Origin of the sequence: Streptomyces sp. NBC_01235 (assembly GCF_035989285.1) — a bacterium.
Lineage (GTDB): Bacteria > Actinomycetota > Actinomycetes > Streptomycetales > Streptomycetaceae > Streptomyces.
The window spans coordinates 3104776-3122803 of record NZ_CP108513.1 but is presented as its reverse complement, the minus strand read 5'-3'; the positions used below and the strand labels follow the sequence as shown (position 1 = coordinate 3122803).

Here is an 18028-nt window from a genome sequence, read left to right as displayed (position 1 = left end):
CCGAGTGCGGCAGTTCTTACAAAGTAGGAGGAATTCTCCACTTCTGCCACACCGGGCTCATGGCCCTCAGGAGCCTTCGGACGCCACCTCTTCCTCGCGAGATCTGTGCAGTCCCAGCCACCGCTGGGCGTACCTCGCCGCGTCCGCCACCGGGAACAGCCGTACGTCGGCGGCGCCCACCTTCCCCCGGGTGATGGGGCGGTCCCGTTCGAAGTCGTGGCCCAGTTCGTCGAACCGGTCGGAGGTGATCGAGACCTCGGTGACCACCTCCCAGCCCGCGGAGCCCGGCCGGCCCACCTGCACGAGCGGCGACGGTATGCGGTACTCGGCGAGGTGGAAGGCGGTGCAGGTGCCGTAGTCGGCGCCCAGCAGCAGCACCCGCGCGCCCAGCTTCTCCAGCCGGGCCAGCGGGCTGTGCTCGCCCAGCCGGCAGTCCGGCGCGTGCCCGTCCACGATCTCCGCCGCGCGGGCCCCGAGCGCCGCGAACGACGTCTGCGGGTGCGCGCTGCGCAGGGCGCCGGGCCAGGTGCGGACCGTTTCCGGGATCACTCCGACGCCGCGGGAGGGGGTGACGAGGGGGTCGAAGGCGGGCATGGTGGCCCGGATCGTCTCCCACCACGCCTCGGGCACCGGCGGATTGCCCCACACCGCCGGATCGGACAGGTCCCCGGACTGGGTGGGGACCACGATCGTGCCATCCGGACCGAGCGCGTCCAGCAGTCCGCGCACGACCGCGACGGCGCCTCCGCAGACCCAGCCGAGCGAACTGAGCGAGGAATGGACGAGGAGGATTTCTCCGGGTTCGACACCCAGCGCGCAAAGCTCCGTGGCGAGGCTGTTCCGGGTGACAAGTGGGCCGGTGGGAGGGGGTGTGGGCATGGTCCGGCAGTGTCCCCGACGGGGGCTTGGCAGGCCAGTGATTTAATCGGCCGCCGCCCTCGCTCTGATCGATCAAAGATCGTTTCTCCAGGTCACATTAGGTATGCCTAAGTGATGCAGGGCACCGCCCGGCCGTCCGGACGCGGCTTGCCTGCCTCTGAGGAATTACGCAACAATGGCGTTGTGAAAAACGTCGGCGAGGCTCGGGAGACCCCCACGGGGACCCTCCAGGAGGAGCACGCGACCGGTGAGCGCTCGACGCGCAACCGGGTCGCGCGATCCATCCTGGGCCACGGGCCGTCGACCGTGACCGAGCTGGCCGGACGGCTGGGGCTCACTCCCGCCGCCGTGCGCCGTCACCTCGACGCACTGGTCGCCGACGACGTCGTGGAGGCCCGTGAGCAGCGGGTGTACGGAGCGCGGACCCGCGGGCGCCCCGCCAAGGTCTTCGCCCTCACCGACTGCGGCCGTGACGCCTTCGACCAGTCCTACGACAAGCTCGCCGCGGACGCCCTGCGCTGGATCCAGGAGCGGTTCGGCGGGGAGGAGGCGGTCGTCGCCTTCGCACGCGCCAGGATCGCCGAACAGGCGGCCGCGTACCGCGAGGTCGTCGAGGCCGCCGCCCCCGAGGAGCGGACCGAAGCCCTGGCCAAGGCCCTGAGTGCGGACGGGTACGCTGCTACGGCGCGTAGCGCACCGGTCGGCGAGCAGCTGTGCCAGCACCACTGCCCCGTCGCCCATGTCGCCGAGAAGTTCCCGCAGCTGTGCGAGGCGGAGACCGAGATCTTCTCGCAGTTGCTGGGCACTCATGTACAGCGACTGGCGACCATCGCCCACGGCGACGGCGTCTGCACGACGTTCATCCCCAAGATTTCCCACAACGCATCTGCAAGCACGGCCGGGAGGAACCCCGCATGACTCTCCCCACGGAGACTGCCCACCCCGAACTCGAGGGCCTGGGTAAGTACGAATACGGCTGGGCCGACTCCGACACGGCCGGTGCCTCTGCCAAGCGCGGCATCAACGAGGACGTCGTCCGGGACATCTCCGCCAAGAAGAACGAGCCGGAGTGGATGACCAAGCTTCGTCTGAAGGGCCTGCGCCTCTTCGAGAAGAAGCCCATGCCGAACTGGGGCTCGGACCTGTCGGGCATCGACTTCGACAACATCAAGTACTTCGTGCGCTCCACGGAGAAGCAGGCGGAGTCCTGGGAGGACCTGCCCGAGGACATCAAGAACACGTACGACAAGCTCGGCATCCCCGAGGCGGAGAAGCAGCGCCTCGTCGCCGGTGTCGCGGCCCAGTACGAGTCGGAGGTCGTCTACCACCAGATCCGTGAGGACCTGGAGGAGCAGGGCGTCATCTTCCTCGACACCGACACGGCGCTGAAGGAGCACCCGGAGCTCTTCAAGGAGTACTTCGGCACCGTCATCCCGGTCGGCGACAACAAGTTCGCGTCGCTGAACACCGCCGTGTGGTCGGGCGGCTCCTTCATCTACGTGCCGAAGGGCGTGCACGTGGAGATCCCGCTCCAGGCCTACTTCCGCATCAACACGGAGAACATGGGCCAGTTCGAGCGGACCCTGATCATCGTCGACGAGGGCGCCTACGTGCACTACGTCGAAGGCTGTACGGCCCCGATCTACAAGTCGGACTCGCTGCACAGCGCCGTGGTCGAGATCATCGTCAAGAAGAACGCCCGCTGCCGTTACACGACCATCCAGAACTGGTCGAACAACGTCTACAACCTGGTCACCAAGCGCGCCGTGGCGTACGAGGGCGCGACCATGGAGTGGATCGACGGCAACATCGGCTCCAAGGTGACGATGAAGTACCCGGCCGTCTACCTGATGGGCGAGCACGCCAAGGGCGAGACGCTCTCCATCGCCTTCGCGGGCGAGGGCCAGCACCAGGACGCCGGCTCCAAGATGGTCCACATGGCGCCGAACACCTCCTCCAACATCGTCTCCAAGTCGGTGGCGCGTGGTGGCGGTCGTACGTCCTACCGCGGTCTCGTCGAGATCGGCGAGGGCGCCCACGGCTCCAAGTCGAACGTGCTGTGCGACGCGCTGCTCGTCGACACCATCTCCCGCTCCGACACGTACCCCTACGTGGACGTCCGTGAGGACGACGTGTCCATGGGCCACGAGGCCACCGTCTCCAAGGTCTCCGAGGACCAGCTCTTCTACCTGATGAGCCGTGGTCTGAGCGAGTTCGAGGCGATGGCGATGATCGTGCGCGGCTTCGTCGAGCCCATCGCGAAGGAGCTGCCCATGGAGTACGCCCTCGAGCTCAACCGGCTGATCGAGCTCCAGATGGAAGGCGCGGTCGGCTAAGTCCCGACCGCCGTCCCATCAAGCCACTCACGTAAGAAAGCGAGCAGACCGACAGCCATGGCTGAGGCTCAGAACTCCCCCACCTTCGAATCCGCTCGGGCGGGGGGACCCCTACCGGTGGGCAGTACCACCGCCGGCCAGATCGCGGTGGCCGCCGAGTCGACCGTCGCCACGCGCATGAGCGCGCCCCCGTCCTTCGACGTCGCGGACTTCCCGGTCCCCCACGGCCGTGAGGAGGAGTGGCGGTTCACCCCGCTGGAGCGGCTGCGCGGGCTGCACGACGGCAGCGCCGTCGCGTCCGGCGAGGGCGTCAAGGTCGCCGTCGAGGCCCCCGAGGGCGTCACCGTCGAACTCGTGGACCGTGACGACCCGCGGCTCGGCAGGGCGGGTACCCCCGTGGACCGGGTCGCCGCCCAGGCGTACTCCGCGTTCGAGAAGGCCGGCGTGGTCACCGTCCCCAAGGAGACGGTGCTCACCGAGCCGATCCGTATCGCGGTGCACGGCGAGGGCGGGGTCTCCTACGGCCACCAGGTCGTCGAGCTGGGTGCCTTCGCCGAGGCCGTCGTCGTCATCGACCACACCGGTGACGCCGTGGTCGCCGCCAACGTCGACTACATCCTCGGGGACGGCGCGAAGCTGACCGTCGTCTCCATCCAGGACTGGGACGACAAGGCCGTGCACGTGGCCCAGCACAACGCCCTCATCGGCCGGGACGCCAGTTTCAAGTCGGTCGTCGTGACCTTCGGCGGCGACCTCGTCCGTCTGCACCCGCGCGTGGCGTACGCCGGCACCGGCGGCGAGGCCGAGCTGCTCGGTCTGTACTTCACGGACGCCGGCCAGCACCAGGAGCACCGCCTGCTGGTCGACCACAACGTCCCGCACTGCAAGTCCCACGTCGTCTACAAGGGCGCCCTCCAGGGCGACGCCGCGCACGCGGTGTGGATCGGCGACGTGCTCATCGAGGCCACGGCCGAGGGCACGGACACCTACGAGATGAACCGCAACCTGGTGCTGACCGACGGCGCCCGGGTCGACTCCGTTCCGAACCTGGAGATCGAGACCGGCGAGATCGTCGGCGCCGGTCACGCCTCCGCCACCGGCCGGTTCGACGACGAGCAGCTCTTCTACCTGATGGCCCGCGGCATCCCGGCCGACGAGGCCCGTCGCCTGGTGGTCCGCGGCTTCTTCGCCGAACTGGTCCAGCAGATCGGTGTCGACGACATCGAGGAGCGCCTGCTCGCCAGGATCGAGACCGAGCTGGAGGCCACCGTCTGATGGCCTACGTACGCGCTTGCGGGCTGAGCGAGCTGGAGGAGGACACCCCGAAGCGGGTGGAACTCGACGGCACGCCGGTCTCGGTCGTCCGAACCGAGGGGGAGGTGTTCGCCATCCACGACATCTGCTCCCACGCGAACGTCTCGCTCTCGGAGGGCGAGGTGGAGGACTGCCAGATCGAGTGCTGGCTGCACGGCTCCAGCTTCGACCTGCGCACCGGCAAGCCGTCCGGCCTTCCCGCGACGCGCCCCGTCCCCGTATACCCCGTAAAGATCGAAGGGGACGACGTGCTCGTCTCCCTCACCCAGGAGTCCTGAGGCACCCATGGCAACGCTTGAAATCCGAGACCTGCACGTCACCGTCGAGGCCGACAACGCCACGAAGGAGATCCTCAAGGGTGTCGACCTGACCGTGAAGCAGGGCGAGACGCACGCCATCATGGGCCCCAACGGCTCCGGCAAGTCGACCCTCGCCTACTCCCTCGCGGGCCACCCGAAGTACACGATCACCGAGGGCACCGTGCTGCTCGACGGCGAGGACGTCCTGGAGATGTCCGTCGACGAGCGCGCCCGCGCCGGCCTCTTCCTGGCGATGCAGTACCCCGTCGAGGTTCCCGGTGTGTCCGTGTCGAACTTCCTGCGCACCTCCGCCACCGCCATCCGCGGCGAGGCCCCCAAGCTCCGTACCTGGGTGAAGGAGGTCAAGGAGACCATGGAGCGCCTCTCCATGGACCCGTCCTTCGCCGAGCGCAACGTCAACGAGGGCTTCTCCGGCGGCGAGAAGAAGCGCCACGAGATCCTCCAGCTGGAGCTGCTCAAGCCGAAGATCGCGATCCTCGACGAGACCGACTCCGGCCTCGACGTCGACGCGCTCCGGGTCGTCTCCGAGGGCGTCAACCGCGTCCGCGAGACCGGCGAGGTCGGCACCCTGCTGATCACGCACTACACGCGCATCCTGCGCTACATCAAGCCGGACTTCGTCCACGTCTTCTCCGCCGGCAAGATCGTCGAGTCCGGCGGCGCCGAGCTCGCCGACAAGCTGGAGAACGAGGGCTACGAGGTTTACACGAAGGGTGGCGTATCCGCGTGACACAGCTGCCGGGCCTCCTCGACACCGAGGCGATCCGCAAGGACTTCCCCATCCTGGACCGCCAGGTCCACGACGGTAAGAAGCTCGTGTACCTGGACAACGCGGCGACCTCGCAGAAGCCGCGCCAGGTACTGGACGCCTTGAACGAGTACTACGAGCGCTACAACGCCAACGTCCACCGCGGTGTGCATGTGCTCGCCGAGGAGGCAACGGCGCTGTACGAGGGCGCGCGCGACAAGGTCGCCGCGTTCGTCAACGCGCCGAGCCGCGACGAGGTGATCTTCACCAAGAACGCCTCCGAGTCGCTCAACCTCGTGGCGAACATGCTGGGCTGGGCCGACGAGCCCTACCGCGTGGACCACGAGACCGAGATCGTCATCACGGAGATGGAGCACCACTCCAACATCGTGCCGTGGCAGCTGCTGTCGCAGCGCACGGGCGCGAAGCTGAAGTGGTTCGGCCTCACCGACGACGGGCGGCTCGACCTGTCCAACATCGACGAGATCATCACCGAGAAGACGAAGATCGTCTCCTTCGTGCTGGTGTCGAACATCCTGGGCACCGTGAACCCGGTCGAGGCGATAGTGCGCCGCGCCCAGGAGGTCGGCGCGCTCGTCTGCATCGACGCCTCGCAGGCCGCACCGCACATGCCGCTGGACGTGCAGGCGCTCCAGGCCGACTTCGTGGCCTTCACCGGCCACAAGATGTGCGGCCCGACCGGCATCGGCGTCCTGTGGGGCCGTCAGGAGCTGCTCGAGGACCTTCCCCCGTTCCTCGGCGGCGGCGAGATGATCGAGACCGTGTCGATGCACTCGTCGACGTACGCCCCGGCGCCCCACAAGTTCGAGGCGGGCACCCCGCCGGTCGCGCAGGCGGTCGGGCTGGGCGCTGCCATCGACTACCTGTCCGCGATCGGCATGGACAAGATCCTCGCCCATGAGCACGCCCTCACCGAGTACGCGGTGAAGCGGCTCGGCGAGGTTCCCGACCTGCGGATCATCGGCCCGGCGACGGCCGAGGACCGGGGTGCGGCGATCTCCTTCACGCTCGGCGACATCCACCCGCACGACGTGGGCCAGGTGCTGGACGAGCAGGGCATCGCGGTCCGGGTCGGCCACCACTGCGCCCGCCCCGTCTGCCTGCGCTACGGAATTCCCGCGACCACGCGAGCGTCGTTCTATCTGTACTCCACGCCGGCCGAGATCGATGCTCTGGTCGACGGTCTGGAGCACGTACGGAACTTCTTCGGCTGAGGGGTTGGCGAGGAAACGCATGAAGCTGGACTCGATGTACCAGGAAGTCATCCTGGACCACTACAAGCACCCGCACGGGCGTGGTCTGCGCGATGGCGACGCCGAGGTGCACCACGTGAACCCGACCTGCGGCGACGAGATCACCCTGCGTGTGAGGTACGACGGCACCAGGATCGAGGACGTCAGCTACGAGGGCCAGGGCTGCTCCATCAGCCAGGCGAGCGCGTCCGTCCTGAACGACCTCCTGGTCGGCAAGGACCTGGCCGAGGCGCAGAAGATCCAGGAGACCTTCCTGGAGCTGATGCAGTCCAAGGGCCGGATCGAGCCCGACGACGCGATGGAGGAGGTGCTGGAGGACGCGGTCGCGTTCGCCGGCGTCTCCAAGTACCCGGCCCGGGTCAAGTGCGCCCTCCTCAGCTGGATGGCGTGGAAGGACGCGACGGCCCAGGCCCTGGGCGGAGCCGACGCCGAAAGGAAGACGGCATGAGCGAGACCGTTGAGATGAAGCCGGCCTCGGAGGAGGAACTCCGCGAGGCGCTGTACGACGTCGTCGACCCCGAACTGGGCATCGACGTCGTCAACCTCGGGCTGATCTACGGCATTCACATCGACGACGCGAACATCGCGACGATCGACATGACCTTGACCTCGGCGGCCTGCCCGCTGACGGACGTCATCGAGGACCAGGCGAAGTCCGCCACGGACGGCCTGGTCAACGAGCTGCGCATCAACTGGGTCTGGATGCCGCCGTGGGGTCCGGACAAGATCACGGACGACGGCCGTGAGCAGCTTCGGGCGCTCGGGTTCAACGTCTGAGATCACCGCACACGAAAGCGGCGGCACCCTGCCCGGGGTGCCGCCGCTTTCGTGTGCGTCTCAGCCCAGCGGGTCCACCAAGCGGAAGGAGAAGTCCGCCCGGTTGGTCGTGTTGTAGCCGTACGGGTCCAGGCGCAGCTGGAAGTTCTTGTGGCGCAGCGCGTAGTTGGGGTAGTTCACCGACTGGAGCATCACCGCGCCCGAATACCCCGAGTATCCGGGGCAGAAGGTGGCGTCCTGCTTGAACAGCGTTGAGCCGTCGTTGCGTTCGGCGCGCAGGACGAAGTCGCGGTGGCGCAGGTACGTGCCGTCGTGCGTCATGAACGTGTAGCAGGAGCTGTTGGACAGCCCCTTGACCACGGTGAAGGTGGAGTCCTCGCGGGACTCCGAGCCGCGCGGCGCATCGAGTTTCACCAGACCGTCGCTCACATGCCAGTAACGGTCGGGGTAGTTGACCGCCTGCACCGACCGCTGTGTGGTGGCCGGCGGCTCGGGGTCGGAAGGCTTCTTCGTCGGCGACGCCGAGGGCTTGGCCGAGGTGTGCGGCGACGAACTGCCCTGGGGACTGGGGGAGGAGGAGGGCTTCGGCGAGGCGGACGCGGACGAGCTCGGCTTGTTCCCCTCCGGTGTCGCCGATCCGCTCACGGAAGGCGTGGCGAAGGAGATCAGGCCGCCCGCCGTCTCGTCGTCCGACAGTGTCTGTCCCTGACGAGCTTCCGACTTCTCGTCAACAGGCTTGTCGTTCAAGGCGATTGCGGTCACGCACGCCACGATGGTGGCCACGGCGAGGCCGCCGGCCAACCACAGACGTCGTGTTCCGGGTGCCCGGGAGGTGTCCGGGGCCCAGCCGTTCTCCCAGGGTTGCTCCTGAGGCGGCCGGGACTTGTTTTCTGGCATGCGCTGTTCCTCCAGCGGCGCTCCTGGCGGCGGCCGCGGCTGCGATGGCCCGGTGTGTGAACGGTGAAACAGTAGTGGAACCTGTGGCTCGCGTTCATCCGTTTGGCCGAGCGCCTTCCATAACGCTTTTGAATCCTCGCCCCGTGGGGGTGGCCAAAATGGTCGCCTCGTGACGCCTTGTGGTGACTCGTGTGTACAGGTGTACGCATCGTTGTGTACGCTCGTACACATGGGATATCTGACGCTGGCCGCCGCCATCGCCGCCGAGGTGGCCGCGACGACCGCCATGAAGTACAGCGACGGCTTCCACAGGCTCTGGCCCTCACTGCTCACGGCCGTCGGCTATGTCGTCTCCTTCCTTCTCCTCGCCCAGACCCTGAAGACCGTCGGGATCGGCACCGCGTACGCGATCTGGTCCGGGATCGGCACCGCGGCCATCGCCGTCATAGGGCTGGCCCTGTTCGGGGAGTCCCTGACACTCACCAAGGTCGCCGGCGTCCTGCTGATCGTCGGGGGAGTGGTCGTGCTGAACCTCGGGGGTGCGCACTGATGCCCCGCCGCCACGACCCCGAGCGGCGGCAGCGGATCATCGACGCGGCGATCCGGGTCGTCGGGGAGAAGGGGCTGGCCGGGCTGAGCCACCGCTCGGTCGCCGCCGAGGCGGACGTGCCCCTCGGCTCCACCACCTACCACTTCGCCACCCTCGACGAGCTGATGACCGCAGCCCTGCGGCAGGCGGGAGAGGGCTTCGCCAAGGCGGTCGCGGCGCACGGCGGACTGACGGACCCGCGCGTCGACCTGCCCGCCGAACTGGCCGGACTGCTCGGCGGGTGGCTGGCGGGCGACCGCACCGGCGTCGAGCTGGAGTACGAGCTCTATCTGGCCGCCCTGCGCCGCCCCGCGCTGCGCCCCGTCGCCGCCGAGTGGGCAGAGGACCTCGCCGCCCTCCTCGCCCGCCGCACCGACCCCCTCACCGCACGCGCGCTGGTCGCGCTGATGGACGGGATCTGTCTGCAGGTGCTGCTGACGGACACGCCCTACGACGAGGAGTACGCACGGGAGGCGCTGGCGCGGCTCGTCCCCCCGGCCGCGGACGGCCCGCCGGGCCTGCCCGCCCGGTTCCCGGAGGGAACCCACGAGGTCGGCGGGGGGTCGAAGCCCGCTACCTGAGACACCGCTGTGCGGGTTGGCCTCTGCGGCCCCCCGCCGGTTAGGTTGCCCTCATGACCGACACGACTGCTCCCCGCACCACCGGCGCCGCGGCCGCCGGCCTCGCCACGATCGCCGCCGACGGCACCGTTCTCGACACCTGGTTCCCCGCGCCCGCGCTCTTCGCGGAGCTCGGCCCGTCGGGCACGGAGCGCCTGTCCGCCGAGAAGGCAGTGGAGCTGCTCGGCGCGGGCGCGACGAAGGCGATCGGTCCGGACGCCCGGCGGGGCGTCGAGGTGGTCGCGGTCCGCACGGTCATCGCCTCGCTCGACGACAAGCCGCTCGACGCGCACGACGTCTACCTGCGCCTGCACCTGCTCTCGCACCGGCTCGTGAAGCCGCACGGGCAGAGCCTGGACGGCATGTTCGGCCACCTCGCCAACGTCGCCTGGACCTCGCTCGGCCCGGTCGCCGTCGACGACGTCGAGCAGGTCCGCCTGAACGCCCGAGCCGAGGGCCTGCACCTCCAGGTCACCTCCATCGACAAGTTCCCGCGCATGACGGACTACGTCGCCCCCAAGGGCGTGCGGATCGCCGACGCCGACCGGGTCCGCCTCGGCGCCCACCTCGCCGAGGGCACCACGGTCATGCACGAGGGCTTCGTCAACTTCAACGCGGGCACGCTCGGCACCTCGATGGTCGAGGGCCGCATCTCCGCGGGCGTCATCGTCGGTGACGGCTCGGACATCGGCGGCGGCGCGTCCACGATGGGCACGCTCTCCGGCGGCGGCAACGTGATCATCTCCATCGGGGAGCGCTGCCTCATCGGCGCCGAGGCGGGCGTCGGCATCGCGCTGGGCGACGAGTGCGTCGTCGAGGCCGGCCTCTACGTCACCGCGGGCACCCGGGTCACGATGCCCGACGGCCAGATCGTCAAGGCCCGGGAGCTCTCCGGCGCCTCCAACATCCTCTTCCGCCGCAACTCGGTCACCGGCGCGGTCGAGGCCCGCCCGAACAACGCGGTGTGGGGCGGCCTGAACGAGATCCTGCACAGCCACAACTGAGACCCGCCGCGCCGAGCGCCCTCCCGCCGTCGGCGGGAGGGCGCTCTGTCATGCGGGCAGCGCCGCCGCGAACCCCGCCAGCGCCGTGAAGTCCTCCTCGCGCAGGCCGAGGCGTGGGCTCACGTGGTGCAGCAGGGCCGGCGCGGGGTGGTGTGCGGTGACGTACGCCGCGTCGGCGGGGGACTGCTCGTCGTCCACCCGGGCGAAGGGCCGGCCCGCCGCGTGGGCGACGATCGTCTCCGTCTTCCAGTGGGCGCCGTCGGCCCGGTGGGCGAACAGCACCGCGCCGAAGTCGACGTACGGAAGCTCGGGCAGCCCCACCAGGGGCGCGATCCAGCGGTTGGCCTCGGCCATCCAGGTCGTGGCCCAGTACAGGTCGTAGGGCAGGCGGCGCTGGGCGGCGCCGTGCCCGGGGTGCAGCCGGACCCGCAACGGCCGCTCACGGCCCACGGACGTCCTGATCGTCGTATGCCCCGCCGACCGCTTCGAGGGCTTGGCGGCATACGGATTCAGGGGACCGTCGACCTCACCGACCGCAGGAGTTCATGAACCTGCTCTGAACTGCGACGAGTCATAGAGCACATGTCCGTGACGCCAACTCGGTACCCGTCGCTGTCGCTCTTCCGAGTGTTTGTCAGGACGGCCTGGTCATAGGGCGACAGAGCCTGCCCGGCCAAGACGGACGCCGTTGCGGTTGGATGGTGTCGCGGAGAACCTGCTCTTCGCGTTCGAGCAGACAGAGGAGTGTGCGGCCCGGTGGATCAGGTGCACGAGGTTGTGACAGGGAACCGCTATCCGGGGCGGGGTGTGCTGTGGGCGAGGACGCTCAGCGGCGCACTGTGCGGTGGCTACTTCCTGACTGGACGCAGCGCGGCCTCCAAAGCCCGCGCCGTCAGCCGCGGCGAGGGAGAACTGATCGTCTCGCCGACCGGTGAATCGGAGCACGATCCTCTTCGGCACTATGTCGCGGCCCGCGAGCGGGGTGGGTGGCTGGTCTTCGGTAACGGCGAGCAGGTCGCCGTGGTGTCCGACCGCCTGCAGGAAGCTCAAAGCCCGGTCGAGGCGCTGGGCGGGCTGGAGTACGAGCCCGACCCGCCGATCTTCACACCCCGTGTCACCGTGGTGGCGGACCTTCGCTCGGGGCGGGAGGCGTGGTTCGGTGCCGCGCGACGGAGCCGCGGCGGCAGGACTGCGGCGGACGTGCTGACGCTCGCGGTCCGGGATCTGGAACCGGGGGATGCCGTGCTGATGACGACGTACCGCTCCGACGGCCGCGTGGTCGCGACCGGCGAGCCGTTCCTCGAAGTCCGGACCGATGCTGCCGACAGGGACGAGCTTCTCGAGGAGCTCTGGGGCGCGCTGGTCCCGGAGCTCCGCGTGGCGGTGGCGGTCTTCGAGCCGGGCCGGCTGGCCGACGCCGCCATCCGCCACGAGGCGTCTGCTCGGGTGTGATCAGCCGCCGGGAGAGGCGAGCCGGGCTTCGAGGTCGGCGACGCGCCGGCCGTGGAAGCAGGTTGGAGCGGGCGGCCTTGAGCCGCTCGTCGAGGGTGCGGTTGTCAGCCGTGAGCTGTCGAACGCGCTGTTTGAGGCCGGTGTTCTCGGTGGTGATCCGTTGGATGGCTTCCTCGGTCCAGTCTTGCGTTGCCGGTCGGTGATGAGCGCAAACAGCGACGCTGGACGCCGGTCTTCGCGGACCGTTGACCGGCCCTCGCCCGGTGCTCGGGACACCGGCCCCAGGAGATCCGCTCAGGCCATGAGCCGTCCGTAGGCCGCGCGCAGCCCGTCGACCGTTCCCTGGTCGGCGGGCCGCAGCGGCGCCCGGACCGGGCCGGAGGGCAGGCCCAGGTCGCCCAGGAGCCCCTTGGCGGTGACGGCGCCCGGGAGCCCCGAGGCCATCATCAACTCCACCAGCTCCGTGGCCCGTTGCTGGAGGCGGGCGGCTTCGGCGGTCTCGCCCGCGTCGAACGCGTCCAGGACGGCGAGGAGTTGAGCCGGGACCACGTTCGCGACCGTGCTGACATAGCCCGCCGCGCCGACCGCGTACAGCGCGAGATTGTGCTCGTCGCAGCCTGCGTAGTACGCCAACTCGGTGCGGGAGAGCACCTTTTGGGCGCCGAGGAAGTCGTAGGAGCAGTCCTTCACCGCGACGATCCGAGGGTGCTCGGCGAGCCGGAGCAGGGTGTCGGGCTCGATGCGCGTGCCGGTGCGGCCGGGGATGTCGTACAGCATGACCGGCAGCCCGGACGCGTCCGCGATCTCCCGGAAGTGTGCCTCCAGGGCGTCCTGCGGTGGCCTGCTGTAGTACGGGCTGACGACGAGGACCCCGTCCGCGCCGGCCTTCTCGGCGTCCGACGCGAGATGGACGGTGTGGCGGGTGTCGAAGGTCCCCACCCCCGCCACGATCGACGCCCGCCCGCCCACCGCCTCCCGCACCGCCGCCACCAGCTCCGCCTTCTCGGCGTCCGAGGTGGTCGGCGACTCGCCCGTCGTCCCGGAGAGCACCAGTCCGTCGCAGCCGGCCGACACCAGCCGGTCGGCGAGCCGCTGCGCACCGTCGAGGTCGAGCGCGCCGGATCCGGTGAAGGGCGTGATCATCGCGCAGAGGGCGCGGCCGAAGGGAGGGAGCGCGGAAGAGATGGTTGCCATGGGGGTAGTGTCGGCCGAGCCAAAGAGAAGCTCTACTTAATTTTTATGCAGTGTATTGATAAGAATTGCTACGGAGTTCTTCGGTTCCCCGCGTCGTTCGCCCGGGTGGCGGGGAGAGGGGGCGGGGGTCGCGGAGGCGCCCGGAGGGGCCGGCTCCGGAGCCGGTCGGTCCGGGCGCGGTGAGCGCACTCCCGGAGGGGCCCGCCGCGCAGGGGTGGCGCAGGCCGGCCGGGGTACCCGGGTTTCCGGAAACCCAGAGGACCGGACCGAGAGGACCGGAATCGAGAGGAGGCGGAACCCCGTGACCGGGACCACGGACATTCGGCCCGTCCGCTACGACGGGCACCACACCGTCGGCGAACTCGTCGGCCGGGCCACCGAGCAGCTCTCCCGGCTCGTGCGGCAGGAACTGGCCCTCGCCAAGGAGGAGCTCGCCGAGAAGGGGCGGCATGCCGGGCGCGGCGGCGGCCTGCTCGGCGCGGCGGGGGCGTTCGCCTACGCCGGTCTGCTCGCCCTCGCCGGCGCGGCCGTCGCCGCCCTCTCGCTGACGCTGCCCGTCTGGGCGGCGGCGCTCATCGTGACGGCGGTGCTGTTCGCGGTCGCCGGCCTGCTGGCCGCGGCCGGCCGCGCCCACCTGCGCAGGGCCGCGCCGCCCGCTCCCGAGGAGGCCCTCGGCAGCGTCAGGGCCGATGTCGAGGAGATCAGGGAAAGGGTGCACCGATGACGGACAGGACAGCTGCGGACCTGCGTCGGCAGATCGAGCAGACCAGGCATCAACTGGGCGCGACAGTAGAGGAGTTGGCGGCCAAGGCGGATGTGCGCGGCCGCACCCGGGCCCGCGCCGCCGACCTCGCGGACCGTGCCGGGGCGATGACCGTGCAGCTGCGCAGCACGGCGTCCCAGGCGGGGTACCACATGCACGAGCGCGCGAGTCGCGCGAGCCACGCCGTCCAGGACAGGGCGGCTCAAGCGGGTCATGTCGTCCAGGACAGGGCGGCTCACGCGGGTCACACCGTGGAGCGCGGGGCTCCCGCCCCGGTTCGGGTGCCCGTGCGGTTCGCGATGCGGCATCCGCGGCCGGTCGTGATCGTGGGCGCGGTCGGTGTGGCGCTCGTGGCGGCGGAGCTGCTCAGGAGGCGCCGGGCCGGTTGCTAGGCGCGGTGGAACAAGGAACGGGTTCGGCCCGGCACCTCGCATGAGGGTGCCGGGCCGAACCCGTTCCAGGCGTCGGCGCTCGACGCCACTTGCCGAACACTCGATTCACCTGGACAAAAAAAGTTTTCGGTGGGACGGTGGACTCATGCTGGACGTCACCGTGATCGAGGACCCCGAGGCCGCAGCCGTCTCCCTGGACCCCATACGGGCCAGACTGCTCGCCGAGCTGGCGGCCGGGCCCGCGTCGGCCGCGATGCTGGCCGGCAAGGTCGGTCTGCCCCGTCAGAAGGTGAACTACCACCTCAAGACGCTGGAGCGGCACGGGCTGGTCGAACTGGCCGGCGAGCGCCGCAAGGGCAACGTCACCGAGCGGCTGATGCGGGCGACCGCGGCGTCGTACGTGATCTCGCCGCTCGCGCTCGCCTCCGTGCAGCCGGATCCGGACCGCTTCCGGGACCAGCTGTCCGCGCGCTGGCTGCTCGCGCTCGGCGCCCGGCTGGTGCGCGATGTCGGCTCGCTGATCACCGGTGCCACCAAGGCCCGCAAGGGGCTGGCGACCTACGCGCTGGACGGCGAGGTGCGCTTCGCCTCGGCCGCGGACCGGGCCGCGTTCATCCAGGAGCTGACGGCGGGGGTCGGTGCCCTGATCCACAAGTACGACGCCCCCGACGCCGAGGGCGGCCGCGACCACCGGATCGTCGTGGCTGTCCATCCCACCCTCAAGGAAACCGAGCAGGACTAGTCAGGAGCCCGCCATGTCCGAGGAAATGTCCAGGGAATTCGAGATCGCCCGCGAGTTCGAGGTCGACGCCACCCCGGAGGAGGTGTGGGAGGCGATCACCACCGGGACCGGAGGGTATCTGTGGCCGATGGAGCCGCCGGAGCCGCGGGTCGGCGGCAAGGGGCCCTTCGGGTCCACGGTCGCCGCCTGGGACCCGCCGCACCGCTACACCAACCGCGTCGAGGACGTGGAGGGCATCGCCGAGCAGACCGTCAACCAGCTCGACTACACGGTCGAACCCCGCGACGGGGGCAAGCGGGCCTGGGTACGGTACGTGCACAGCGGCATCTTCGTCGACGACTGGGACAACCAGTACGACGGCGCCGCCAAGCACACCGACTTCTATCTGCACACCCTGCGCGAGTACCTCACCCACTTCGCGCCCCGGCCGGCCGCCTTCGCCACCTTCGACGGGCCCGAGGCGTCGAAGGCCGCCGACGCCCTTGCCGTCGTCGGGCGGGCGCTCGGTGTCGGGGAGGACGTGCCCGCCGGCACGCGGGTGACGGTCCGAGGGCCCGACGAGTTCGACGCCGTGGTCGACTTCCGCGACCCGTACTTCATCGGGCTGCGGACGGACAGGGGCCTCACCCGCGTCTTCGGGCGCAACCACTGGGGCTATCCGGTCGGCATCTCCCTGCACGACTTCACGCCGGGCACCGACATCAAGGAGTGCGAGAGCGCCTGGCAGAGCTGGCTGGACGGAGTGTTCAGCCAGCCCTGAGCCCCTGGTTCAGAACGGTTACGGCTGGAAGCGCAGCACCTGCGGGTCGTGGTCGCTGATCTGGTCGTGGAACTCCGAGTTGATGTGCACGCTGTCGTACTCGAAGTCGCAGCCGCGCCGGATCGACGGGCTCACCAGGATCTGGTCCAGGACCTGCTGGTTGCCCTGGTAGTCGTAGCTGTAACGCTCGCTCCTGGGCAGCGACTTGATCGCCGACCACAGCGCGCCGTCGCTCTCCAGGATCTGCGCGGTGCCGGAGAACTCGAAGTCGTTGATGTCGCCGAGTGCGACGACGTCCGCGTTCTTCTGCACGTCCAGGATGTCCTTGACGAACGCGTTGACGAGCGTCGCCTGCTGGTGGCGCTGGGTCTCCGAGCTGCGCGCCACCGGCTGGTACTGCGAGGTCAGCCCCTGGTCGCCGCCCTTGGAGTTGAAGTGGTTGGCGACCACGAAGACCGTGCGCCCCCGGAAGACGAACTCCCCGGCCAGCGGCTTGCGGCTGGTCGCCCAGGCCGTGTTCGCCGGGTCGATCCGGCCCGGCGACGCGGTGAGCTGTGCCTTGCCGTGCACCTTGGTGACGCCGACGGCGGTGGTCGCGTCGCCGCCCGCGCGGTCGGTGAAGGAGACCCGCTCCGGGTTGAACAGGAACACCTGGCGGATGTTGCCGCCGGGCTGGCCGCCGTCGGTGTCGTTGACCGGGTCGATCGAGCGCCAGTCGTACTTCGGCCCGCCCGCGGCCACGATCGCGTCGATCAGCTTGTTCACCGTCACGTCGGCGGCGACCGTGCCGTCGTCCGTCGCGCCGTTGTTGTCCTGGATCTCCTCCAGGGACACGATGTCGGGCGACTTCAGGTTGTTCACGATCGCGGAGGCGTGCTCCTCGAACGTGGCGTCGGACGGGTCGAGGTTCTCGACGTTGTACGTCGCGACCGCGAGCTCGCCCTTCTTCTGCTTCTGCGTCGTCTCCCGCTCCAGACCGCCGCTCTTCAGCGTCCCGAGCTGGTTGGCGACGAGCGTGTAGCCGCCGAACTGGTTGTAGTCCAGCGGGCCGGCCGTGGTGCCGGTGAGGGTGTCGCCGACGTTCGCGACGGGGAAGTCGGCCGTCGCGCCCAGCGACTGGATCTGCAGCCGGCCGGTGTTCTGCGATGCGTAGGAGCCGTACAGCGTGCCCCCGCGGCGGGTGGTGTTCTCACGCGGCTTCACCGTGACCCACAGCTCGGTGTAGGGGTCGGTGGCGGTGACCACGCGCGCGTCGGCGACCTGGACGTTCATGCCCTCCAGGGACTCGTAGTGGTCCAGGGCGTACGTCGCGGGCCGCAGGGGCAGCGCGTTGACCGAGTTGCTCGCGGCGGTGTCGCCGGCCGGGGTGTACGCGGCCGGGACCGACTTCGCGTTCACGACGGTCGCGGCCGGCACGGCGTTGCCGCTGGAGAGGACCGTCACCGTCGGCTTGGTGATCTCGGTGACCGACTGGTTGCCGGTCGACGTGCCGCCCGGGACGAACTCCGAGACCGTGCCGGTGACCGTGACGGAGTCGCCGACGGCGACCTTCGGGAGGGAGCTGGTGAAGACGAACACGCCCTCACTGGTGGCCGGGTCGGCGTCCGGGTTCGGATCCTGGATCCAGAAACCTCTGGACGAGCCGTAGGTGCGTACGCCGGTGACGATTCCGGCCACACCCGTGACCGCCTTGCCGGCGTACGGCGATATCCGGGTCGTGCCCTGGATGTCGTGAATGGCCACCGTGTCCGCCTGCGCGGGCATGGGGAGGGCAACTATCTGGGTGGCAGTGGCCGCGGAACAGACGGCGGCGACGGTGAGCGCGGCGAGGCGCGCGGACTTCTTGCTCGGCAACGGAATCCCTCCGGGGACGTACGTGAGCGCCGGGACGAGGGTGGAACAGGGGTGGAACGAGGGTGGAAACGAGGGTGGAACAAGGAGACGAGGGGCCGCGACCGGCGGGGCGG

The 18028-nt window shown here is 69.7% G+C and carries 22 protein-coding genes; 17 read left to right on the top strand and 5 right to left on the bottom strand.

Features of this window, described 5'->3' with window-relative positions; genetic code table 11:
* Window positions 1-66: 66 nt before the first annotated feature.
* Window positions 67-879 carry an aminoglycoside N(3)-acetyltransferase gene (locus OG289_RS13550; protein ID WP_327314255.1) on the bottom strand — a complete coding sequence of 271 codons (813 nt, stop codon included), beginning with the start codon at window positions 877-879 and terminating at the stop codon, window positions 67-69.
* Window positions 880-1062: 183 nt separating this feature from the next.
* On the opposite strand from OG289_RS13550, the gene OG289_RS13545 reads away from it, so the two are divergent.
* Genes OG289_RS13545 through OG289_RS13510 form a run of 8 tightly spaced genes read left to right on the top strand, consistent with a single transcriptional unit; the run spans window position 1063 to window position 7648 of the window.
* On the top strand, window positions 1063-1797 hold the full coding sequence (locus tag OG289_RS13545; RefSeq protein ID WP_327314254.1) for a helix-turn-helix transcriptional regulator: 735 nt from the start codon (window positions 1063-1065) through the stop codon (window positions 1795-1797).
* Window positions 1794-3215 (top strand): Fe-S cluster assembly protein SufB, encoded by a 1422-nt coding sequence (gene sufB, locus OG289_RS13540; RefSeq protein WP_030677270.1) that lies wholly within the window; start codon window positions 1794-1796, stop codon window positions 3213-3215. Before OG289_RS13545 ends, sufB begins: the two co-directional genes overlap by 4 nt.
* Window positions 3216-3272: 57 nt before the next feature.
* Entirely contained in the window at window positions 3273-4490 is a 1218-nt protein-coding gene (sufD, locus tag OG289_RS13535; protein ID WP_327314253.1) for a Fe-S cluster assembly protein SufD, read from the top strand.
* Window positions 4490-4807, top strand: coding sequence for a non-heme iron oxygenase ferredoxin subunit (locus tag OG289_RS13530; RefSeq protein WP_059197330.1), 318 nt, complete (start codon window positions 4490-4492; stop codon window positions 4805-4807). Before sufD ends, OG289_RS13530 begins: the two co-directional genes overlap by 1 nt.
* Before the next feature lie 7 nt (window positions 4808-4814).
* Window positions 4815-5579, top strand: a complete 765-nt coding sequence (sufC, locus tag OG289_RS13525) for a Fe-S cluster assembly ATPase SufC (protein WP_327314252.1) — start codon at window positions 4815-4817, stop codon at window positions 5577-5579.
* Window positions 5576-6832, top strand: coding sequence for a cysteine desulfurase (locus OG289_RS13520; protein WP_327314251.1), 1257 nt, complete (start codon window positions 5576-5578; stop codon window positions 6830-6832). The genes sufC and OG289_RS13520 overlap by 4 nt, the downstream gene beginning before the upstream one ends.
* 19 nt (window positions 6833-6851) lie before the next feature.
* Entirely contained in the window at window positions 6852-7319 is a 468-nt protein-coding gene (gene sufU / locus OG289_RS13515) for a Fe-S cluster assembly sulfur transfer protein SufU (protein ID WP_327314250.1), read from the top strand.
* A complete protein-coding gene (locus OG289_RS13510) occupies window positions 7316-7648 on the top strand; it encodes a metal-sulfur cluster assembly factor (protein WP_037743875.1) in 333 nt (110 codons plus the stop codon). Before sufU ends, OG289_RS13510 begins: the two co-directional genes overlap by 4 nt.
* Window positions 7649-7708: 60 nt before the next feature.
* On the opposite strand, the gene OG289_RS13505 is transcribed toward OG289_RS13510, so the two are convergent.
* Window positions 7709-8113 carry an AbfB domain-containing protein gene (locus OG289_RS13505; protein ID WP_327314249.1) on the bottom strand — a complete coding sequence of 135 codons (405 nt, stop codon included), beginning with the start codon at window positions 8111-8113 and terminating at the stop codon, window positions 7709-7711.
* Here OG289_RS13505 and OG289_RS13500 point away from each other — a divergent pair.
* From OG289_RS13500 to dapD, 4 genes are all read left to right on the top strand, one after another.
* Window positions 8100-8357 carry a hypothetical protein gene (locus tag OG289_RS13500; RefSeq protein WP_327314248.1) on the top strand — a complete coding sequence of 86 codons (258 nt, stop codon included), beginning with the start codon at window positions 8100-8102 and terminating at the stop codon, window positions 8355-8357. The genes OG289_RS13505 and OG289_RS13500 overlap by 14 nt on opposite strands.
* 417 nt (window positions 8358-8774) lie before the next feature.
* Window positions 8775-9095 (top strand): DMT family transporter, encoded by a 321-nt coding sequence (locus tag OG289_RS13495; RefSeq protein WP_327314247.1) that lies wholly within the window; start codon window positions 8775-8777, stop codon window positions 9093-9095.
* The gene (locus OG289_RS13490) at window positions 9095-9715 is read left to right on the top strand and encodes a TetR/AcrR family transcriptional regulator (protein WP_327314246.1); all 621 of its coding nucleotides are present in this window, start codon (window positions 9095-9097) and stop codon (window positions 9713-9715) included. The genes OG289_RS13495 and OG289_RS13490 overlap by 1 nt, the downstream gene beginning before the upstream one ends.
* 53 nt (window positions 9716-9768) lie before the next feature.
* Entirely contained in the window at window positions 9769-10758 is a 990-nt protein-coding gene (dapD, locus tag OG289_RS13485) for a 2,3,4,5-tetrahydropyridine-2,6-dicarboxylate N-succinyltransferase (protein WP_327314245.1), read from the top strand.
* 48 nt (window positions 10759-10806) lie between these two features.
* Here the strand turns inward: dapD and OG289_RS13480 are convergent, their stop codons facing one another.
* Complete coding sequence (locus OG289_RS13480) at window positions 10807-11271, bottom strand: hypothetical protein (protein ID WP_327320667.1); 465 nt, start codon at window positions 11269-11271, stop codon at window positions 10807-10809.
* 243 nt (window positions 11272-11514) lie between these two features.
* Between OG289_RS13480 and OG289_RS13475 the strand changes: the two genes are divergently transcribed.
* The gene (locus OG289_RS13475; RefSeq protein WP_327314244.1) at window positions 11515-12210 is read left to right on the top strand and encodes an IMP cyclohydrolase; all 696 of its coding nucleotides are present in this window, start codon (window positions 11515-11517) and stop codon (window positions 12208-12210) included.
* 294 nt (window positions 12211-12504) lie between these two features.
* On the opposite strand, the gene dapA is transcribed toward OG289_RS13475, so the two are convergent.
* Entirely contained in the window at window positions 12505-13404 is a 900-nt protein-coding gene (dapA, locus tag OG289_RS13470; RefSeq protein WP_327314243.1) for a 4-hydroxy-tetrahydrodipicolinate synthase, read from the bottom strand.
* 301 nt (window positions 13405-13705) lie between these two features.
* Here dapA and OG289_RS13465 point away from each other — a divergent pair, with 301 nt between their 5' ends.
* The 4 genes from OG289_RS13465 to OG289_RS13450 all read left to right on the top strand — a co-directional run bounded on the left by OG289_RS13465 (window position 13706) and on the right by OG289_RS13450 (window position 16061).
* Window positions 13706-14128: a phage holin family protein gene (locus OG289_RS13465; protein ID WP_327314242.1), complete on the top strand. Its 423-nt coding sequence runs from the start codon at window positions 13706-13708 to the stop codon at window positions 14126-14128.
* On the top strand, window positions 14125-14559 hold the full coding sequence (locus tag OG289_RS13460) for a DUF3618 domain-containing protein (protein ID WP_327314241.1): 435 nt from the start codon (window positions 14125-14127) through the stop codon (window positions 14557-14559). The genes OG289_RS13465 and OG289_RS13460 overlap by 4 nt, the downstream gene beginning before the upstream one ends.
* 145 nt (window positions 14560-14704) lie before the next feature.
* A complete protein-coding gene (locus tag OG289_RS13455) occupies window positions 14705-15301 on the top strand; it encodes an ArsR/SmtB family transcription factor (RefSeq protein WP_327314240.1) in 597 nt (198 codons plus the stop codon).
* 25 nt (window positions 15302-15326) lie between these two features.
* Window positions 15327-16061 (top strand): SRPBCC family protein, encoded by a 735-nt coding sequence (locus OG289_RS13450; RefSeq protein ID WP_327320666.1) that lies wholly within the window; start codon window positions 15327-15329, stop codon window positions 16059-16061.
* 18 nt (window positions 16062-16079) lie between these two features.
* Here OG289_RS13450 and OG289_RS13445 read toward each other — a convergent pair whose 3' ends face one another.
* A complete protein-coding gene (locus tag OG289_RS13445; protein WP_327314239.1) occupies window positions 16080-17915 on the bottom strand; it encodes an endonuclease/exonuclease/phosphatase family protein in 1836 nt (611 codons plus the stop codon).
* Window positions 17916-18028: the final 113 nt, after the last annotated feature.